Source organism: Streptomyces hydrogenans (assembly GCF_014656075.1).
GTDB lineage: Bacteria > Actinomycetota > Actinomycetes > Streptomycetales > Streptomycetaceae > Streptomyces > Streptomyces hydrogenans.
This window is the reverse complement of the sequence record NZ_BNBS01000218.1, coordinates 1-6,288: the sequence shown is the minus strand read 5'-3', so window position 1 is coordinate 6,288 and position 6,288 is coordinate 1. Positions and strand designations below refer to the sequence as shown.

The 6,288-nt window shown below is 68.4% G+C and carries 7 protein-coding genes; 3 read left to right on the top strand and 4 right to left on the bottom strand.

From position 1 onward, the window contains the following. Positions 1-435: 435 nt before the first annotated feature. Positions 436-1,740 (top strand): hypothetical protein, encoded by a 1,305-nt coding sequence (locus tag IE321_RS40115; RefSeq protein WP_190226576.1) that lies wholly within the window; start codon positions 436-438, stop codon positions 1,738-1,740. Between the two features lie 313 nt (positions 1,741-2,053). Here the strand turns inward: IE321_RS40115 and IE321_RS40110 are convergent, their stop codons facing one another. The 4 genes from IE321_RS40110 to IE321_RS40095 form a co-directional block, all read right to left on the bottom strand. Further along, positions 2,054-2,545, bottom strand: a complete 492-nt coding sequence (locus IE321_RS40110; protein WP_190226575.1) for a hypothetical protein — start codon at positions 2,543-2,545, stop codon at positions 2,054-2,056. 4 nt (positions 2,546-2,549) lie between these two features. Next, positions 2,550-2,711, bottom strand: a complete 162-nt coding sequence (locus IE321_RS40105; protein ID WP_190226574.1) for a hypothetical protein — start codon at positions 2,709-2,711, stop codon at positions 2,550-2,552. 38 nt (positions 2,712-2,749) lie between these two features. Then, on the bottom strand, positions 2,750-3,577 hold the full coding sequence (locus IE321_RS40100; protein ID WP_190226573.1) for a hypothetical protein: 828 nt from the start codon (positions 3,575-3,577) through the stop codon (positions 2,750-2,752). A 111-nt stretch (positions 3,578-3,688) separates the two neighbouring features. Continuing rightward, on the bottom strand, positions 3,689-3,985 hold the full coding sequence (locus IE321_RS40095) for a hypothetical protein (RefSeq protein WP_190226572.1): 297 nt from the start codon (positions 3,983-3,985) through the stop codon (positions 3,689-3,691). A gap of 644 nt (positions 3,986-4,629) precedes the next feature. Between IE321_RS40095 and IE321_RS40090 the strand changes: the two genes are divergently transcribed. Together IE321_RS40090 and IE321_RS40085 are read left to right on the top strand one after the other, a co-directional pair. After that, complete coding sequence (locus IE321_RS40090) at positions 4,630-5,400, top strand: transposase (protein WP_190226571.1); 771 nt, start codon at positions 4,630-4,632, stop codon at positions 5,398-5,400. 279 nt (positions 5,401-5,679) lie between these two features. Next, entirely contained in the window at positions 5,680-6,069 is a 390-nt protein-coding gene (locus tag IE321_RS40085; protein WP_190226570.1) for a VOC family protein, read from the top strand. Positions 6,070-6,288 lie beyond the last annotated feature (219 nt).

Genomic DNA, 6,288 nt, shown 5'->3' with positions numbered 1-6,288 from the left:
CGGCCCTACAGGCCGCGTGACTAAACCTGTCACCCAACGCTGCATCAGACCCGAACATTCGCTAACGGTGTCAGTAGCCCCCGCGGGGGCTACCCCACCCATGCTGCTCCCCGCCTGCGGGGACGGTCCCCAGAACTACGAACGACGCGTCGCCCCGATCACCTGCTCTCCGTACGCGCGGGGGATGGCCCCAGGGAGACATGGGCGGGACGCCGCGTCCCATCGTGCGGCTGTGTCCACCAGAACCCGTTCTCGTGGACACAGCCGTCCCGGGATCTTTGCCGCGTTGTGGCTGTGCCACCAAGGTCTCGGTTCGGGGCAGTGCGAGGTGCGCGCCAGGGCATCAACCAGCCATGCGCTTAACAGAGTTGGCTTTCGCGCCGTAGGGTCCTGCCGAGGGGGAGCCCCTCGTTCGGCGGGGGAAAGGGGGAAGCTATGGAGATCTATGCCCACTGGCTGGACGGTGAGCATCTGCGCGTGTCTGGGTGGGGCCCGCAGGACACGTCCTTGGTCGTCATGCTGAAGATCCAGGCCCTGTTAGGGCACACGGTGGTGCTGAGTGACGTCCAGCTCATCGACAGCCATGTGGTACAGGCGCTGTTCGAGACGGAGGACTTCCGGTCCTTCGTGCGCGGCTGCCCGTCGTTCCTGCGCTGCACCACCGCCGCTCCGGCCGGCAGCGCCCCCTTCGCCCTGGTCACCACCGGCCTGCACCGCGCCCTGGAGTCCGGCTGGCTCTCGTCTTCGTTCGACACCGCAGAGCCTCTGGTCAGGCTGTCCGAAGCCGTTCTGGAGCGCGGGGAGGCGAATCCCGGGCTGCTGTTCGCGCGGGGTACCGCCCTGGGCGCACGGTACGAAGAGGGCGGGGTGATCCGGCGCAGGCTGGAAGCCGTGGCGTGGACCCTGCATCACTTCTCCCGCGAGGCGGGAGTGCCGCTGGGCACGAGCGCCGTGACGCGCCCCTGCTCTTACCGCGACGTGTTGGAGGAAGTGGCGGAGCTGCCGGGGCTCCCCGGCCACGACTACGCCCCGGTGGAACGGACCCTGGCCTATCTCGACGAGCACGTGGAGCCGTCGAACCGCCATCGCAGGGCCGTGCTCTTCGCCCACCTCGAGGCGACGGATCCGCCGCACAGGACGGCGATGTGGAACACCGCGACGCAGGCCTGGAACGCGGCGGTGCAGCGGACGCTGGGCACCGACGGGGCGTCCCCGCGGTCGCTCCCGGAAGCAGCCGACATCGGGCTCTACCTCGGGCGTCCGACGGACGCGCTCTTCGAGCCCGCCGGCCCCGGGGCCACAGCCCCTGCGGAACACGCGATGGCCCCGGCCAACCTGGCGGCGGCCGCCGAACTGAGCTGGCAGGACATCGCGAAAATCCATCAGGACGAGGTCGTGACCCGTCGGCGCGACGCCTTCCAGGCAGCGCTGCGCGCCGGTGACGCGGCAGCGGCCGACGACGCGCTCCCCGCACTGCTCCGGGCGGTCCGGCGAAAGCTGCCGGCCTCCGGAGAACGGCCCGGGCGGCTCGCCTGGGCCGCGGCCGAGACAGGCCTCGGGCTCGCCGGTGCGGGGCTGGCGCTCGGTACCGGCGAGGCCCTCGGTCTCGTGGGACCTGCGCTGGCGTTCGGCCTGGCGGCCGAGCGACTGCTCCGGGGCGGCCGCAACCGGTCGTACATCGTCAACACGCTGATGAAGGCAGGGGGAAGAGGGACCTGGGTCCCGCGTGGCGAAGCCTGACAGGGCGCCGAGTGCCGAGCGGTCGGCGCCTCTGCTTCTCGTGCGTACGGAGAGGGCCTCTTGTGGGCGTTGCTGCCAGTAGGTGTGGCGAGCGGGGGAGCCGGCCACCGGGGCCGCTCACCACCGAACTCACCTTGCCTGGGGTTACTCACCACTGGGCTCACCATGGGTGGGCCCTGAGGGTGTGTTGTCTTTGCCGGTGGAAATTACTTGGGAGTGGAGCGGTGAAGGGTAGAACTGCAGGTCAGGAAGACTGCTCCCCGCTCGCGCGGGGATGGGGTGTTCTCACCGGTTGCTGTGCGGGGTGTCGGGTTCAGTTGTCTTGGTGGCGTAGCCGGAAGGCGGGGCAGACGTCCGGGTCGTCCTGCGTGTAGAGGGAGATGCGTCCGTCGGTCTCGGCGATCGACAGGGAGTCAAGGGTGTCCCCGTCCAGGAGGCGTTTCGGCGCGGTGAAGGAGAGGGACAGGCGCGCGAATTCGGTGGCCGTGGTGCCGCCCTGTACGACGAACCAGGTGCCGGATCCGTCGAAGGTGTCACCGAGTTCGCTCCGGTACCAGTCCCCGGTCGGCCAGTCGTGCACGGTGACCGTTCCGCTGCCCGGCACGGTCGGTGACGCCGTCAGGGTGAGCGTCACGCCTTCGGCGTCGCCCTCGCCCCGGTAGGTGCCGGCGAGTTCCCCGGAGGTCGCCCCGACCGCCTGTTTGCCCATGCACGCCTCGACAGCGGTGGACGCCGACGAACAGCCCGGAAGACAGACCAGCAGAGCCAGCACGGCAGCGGCCACCGGCAGACGTGTTCGGTACATCGGCTCACTTCTCCTTCGCCGGAATGCGCTCGGTCCAGACGATCTTCTGGTCCACGGACGAGAAGACGCCTTCCTCGCGGTTGAACTTCTCCAGCCATTCGTAGTAGCCGACGTAGTGGAGGAAAGATTCGTCGCGGGTGTTGTTCTTCATGGTGTACTCGACCACCAGGGAGCCGTCCGGATCCTGGCCCTTGACCGTGTAGTTCAGGTTGTACGAGCCGGTGAACGCCTCGCCCAGATGCCCCTCGTCGCCGTGACGATCGCCGGCAGATCCGTGGTGATGAGCTTCTTGAGTGCGCCGAGCTTGCCGCTCTCCGAGATCGAGTACGCCACGCTGCCCTGCGGCTGACCGGTCGACCGCCACTGCTCCAGCGTGTCCAGCCGCAGCTGCTCCATGCTCTGGCTGGACCGGATGAGCTCGGTCATCTCGTCGCCGTGGTAGTAGTCACGGTGCCGGGGGCCGTCGCCGGTCACCCAGTCCCAGCCCAGCGAGTACGGATCGTCCGAGCTGAGCCCCGGATAGGGGTTCTTGCCCTGGAGCGCGAGGTCCAGGGCGTTGTACGCGCTCTCGCTGATCTTCTTGGTGGAGTCGATGTCGGTGAATTCCGGGTTGCTGTTGAACCACTGGCCCAGACCGAGGTCCGCCATCAGGCTGTGGGCGAGGTTGCGGTCGGCGGTGACTCCCCGTCCGAGGATCTGCGCCATCTCTTGATCCGCCGCCTCGATGGTCGCCTTCTCCTCGTCGGTCAGCTCGACCTTGCAGACGTTGCCGATGACGTCCGTGGCGAGTGTCCCGTCCGACTTGATGTGCAGGCCCTTCTCCTTGGCCCGCCGTGTGGCGTCCTTGAGGTCCTTCTGAGCGGACTTCAGATCGGCCACGCCGTCCTCGACGACGCGCCGTGCCGCCTCCGCCACCTTGGCGGCGTTCTCCAGCTGGCGTTCGATGTCGTCGATCATCTTCCAGGCGTACGGGGCCGCCGCCCCTTCCCAGTACCCCTTGTCGCGCAGCGGCGTGAGCACCTCGTCGTGCATGCGCTTGCCGAGGCCCTTGATGTCCCTGTGGATGGTCTCCCAGCGCTCCGCCAGGCCCGTCCAGCGCCGGCAGGTCCACGGCCAGCAGGGAGAGGTAGAAGGTCTCCGCCATCAGTAGTCCTCCAACGCCGAGCGGACCCGCACCTGGCCGGCGGTCTGGCCCACCGCGACATCGGTCCGGGTGTAGGTGCCGTCGCTGGCCCGCAGGCTCTCGGCGATGTGTGCGAGCCAGCCCGTGACCGTGCAGGCCTGCCGCTCCCACTGCCGGTGAGCGAGCCGGCCAGCCCGAGCCGACTCCAGGCCCTCCAGCGCGCCCACCGCCTTCAGCGCGGGCTCCTCCAATGACGCGGCCGGTTTGTAGAAGTGGTCGTAGATGTCGTCGATCCGGCTGGCGGCCGTCTTGAGCACACCCGGTGCGATCTTCAGGTCGACCGACCGACCGACCGACCGCCGGGGGGCGGCGGCAGGAGTCCCGGAGGATCCAGGCGCAACTGCGGCCGGACCAGCGGATCGGCGGTGCTGCCCGCGGGCGGCGCGGTGTAGTGCCCCTCCCACCCCGGCAGGACCTTGTGCCGCTCGATTTCGTCCGGGGACAGCGGAAGCTTCGCCCCGTTCGATTCCGGAAGCCGGTCGTCCCCTGTGAGCATGCCGTTGCTGCCTGCGGCTTTGCCTTGGCCCATGCGTAATCCCCCGTTCGGTGTAACCTTCAGGTGATCATGACGAGGGTCGGATCATCACAGCGGCGTGGAGAACCGGAGGGGCTGGCCGCGGGACACCCTGCTCCAGCCATGTGCGCAGTTCCGGCCACGACGGGCCCAACGCTGCCCGCCCCGAGGAGACGGCCGCGTGCGGCTACCGGGCTGGCGTAAGACCCGCGGTTTCCATGGGTTGGGCCCGTCACCCGTGGCAGCCGGGACGGCCGTGTGCAGTTGCCGGTTGCCGCTTTGGGCAAGGGCGGGTGCGCGCGACCTGGTCCTCAGCGATCCGTTCCACTCGTACCTCCTGCGGCTAAAGGGTGTTGCAGAAGGCTCAGTTCTGGGCATTTTCCCTGTATGGGTGGGGTGTTGCGGGCTGAGCCGGTGTGGGTGGAGATGTTCACGGGCTTGCGGATGGATCGGTTCGCGAGGCTGGTGAAGGTAGTGAAGGAGCGGGGCGGGAACGGTCCTGGTGGTGGCCGCCCGTGGTGTCTGCCGCTGCCGGACCGGGTGCTGCTGGTGGCCGTGTACTACCGCACGAATCTCACCATGCGGCAGCTGGCGCCGCTGTTCGGTGTCTCGCCTGCCACGGTCTGCCGGGTCATCCAGCGGCTGCGTCCGCTGCTGGCGATCGAGCGGGCTCCGCGGCCGGTGGCGGACACCGAGCGGTTGTGGATTGTGGACGGCACTTTGATCCCGGTCCGTGACCGGAAGGTCGGCGCCTCGTCCCGCAACTACCGGTTCTCGGCGAACGTGCAGGTCATCATCGACGCGGACACCCGCCTGGTGATCGCGGCGGCCCGGCCGGCGCCGGGCAACAAGGCCGACCCACATGTCTGGCGTGGGTCGGACCTGCCCGCCCTGACGGCGGGCACGACGGTGATCGCGGACGGCGCCTACCTCGGCACCGGCCTGATCGTCCCGCACCGCAAGAGAGCCGGCCGCCCCCTCCTGCGAGGGCAGGAGCAGGACAACGCCGAACACCGAAGGGTGCGAACCCGTGTCGAGCACACCTTCGCCCGGATGAAGAACTGGAAGATCCTTCGCGACTGCCGACAGCGAGGCGACGGACTTCACCATGCCGTCCAGGCCGTCGCCGCCATGCACAACCTCGCCATGACACGGTGAAACAGCAGGTCACCCACCCCTTCGACCTGCCAAAGCCCAACCTTCTGCAACACCCTTTAGCCCACGGCTCGGCATGCCGGCCAGTCGCATGCCGTTACTTGCACCGCCACCACGAAGGCGAGAACCTGAGCTTCCTCGCCTCCGGCGGTACGGCCGCAGGCCGCTTCAACTGACCTTGATCCGCTGGGTAGATGGATGTATGGTCTACGGCAGCATCGCGTGTCGGTCACCGGCTGGGTGAGACATGGAGGTGTCGGGACATGCCTTCGGAGGCATTCCTTGTCAGTCGATTTGAATCACACGATCGTTCACGCCCGGGACAACCGGGAGTCCGCCGAGTTCTTCGCGGACCTTCTCAATCTTGAGATCACCGCCGAGTGGGGGCCGTTCGTCGCGGTCGGCCTGGGCAACGGTGTCACGCTGGACTTCGCCACCATCCCCGCGGACAGCATCACCCCGCAGCACTACGCCTTCCTGGTCTCCGAGGAGGAGTTCGACGCGGCGTACGCGCAGATCAGGCAGCGCGGCATCGAGCACTACGCCGACCCCCACCGGAAGCAGCCCGGTACGGTCAACCACAACGACGGCGGCCGCGGCGTGTACTTCATGGACCCGGCGGGTCACGCCATGGAACTCATCACCGTGCCGTACGGCGGCTGGCCCTCGTAGCCGCACGCCTTGAGGACCGCACCCCCTTGCGGAGTGCGGTCCTCGGCTGCTGCCTGTGCTCCATGTGATCACCGCGGGCGCCCTGTGACAGCGGGCCCGCGGCCTGGCGGGGATCATCGGCGCCGAAGAAATCGGCCTTCATCGCCTCGCGAGCCGGTGAGGTTCCGCAGCGTCTTGGACAAGGCATCCACCGACAGCCCGGTCCAGACCGAAGCCGTT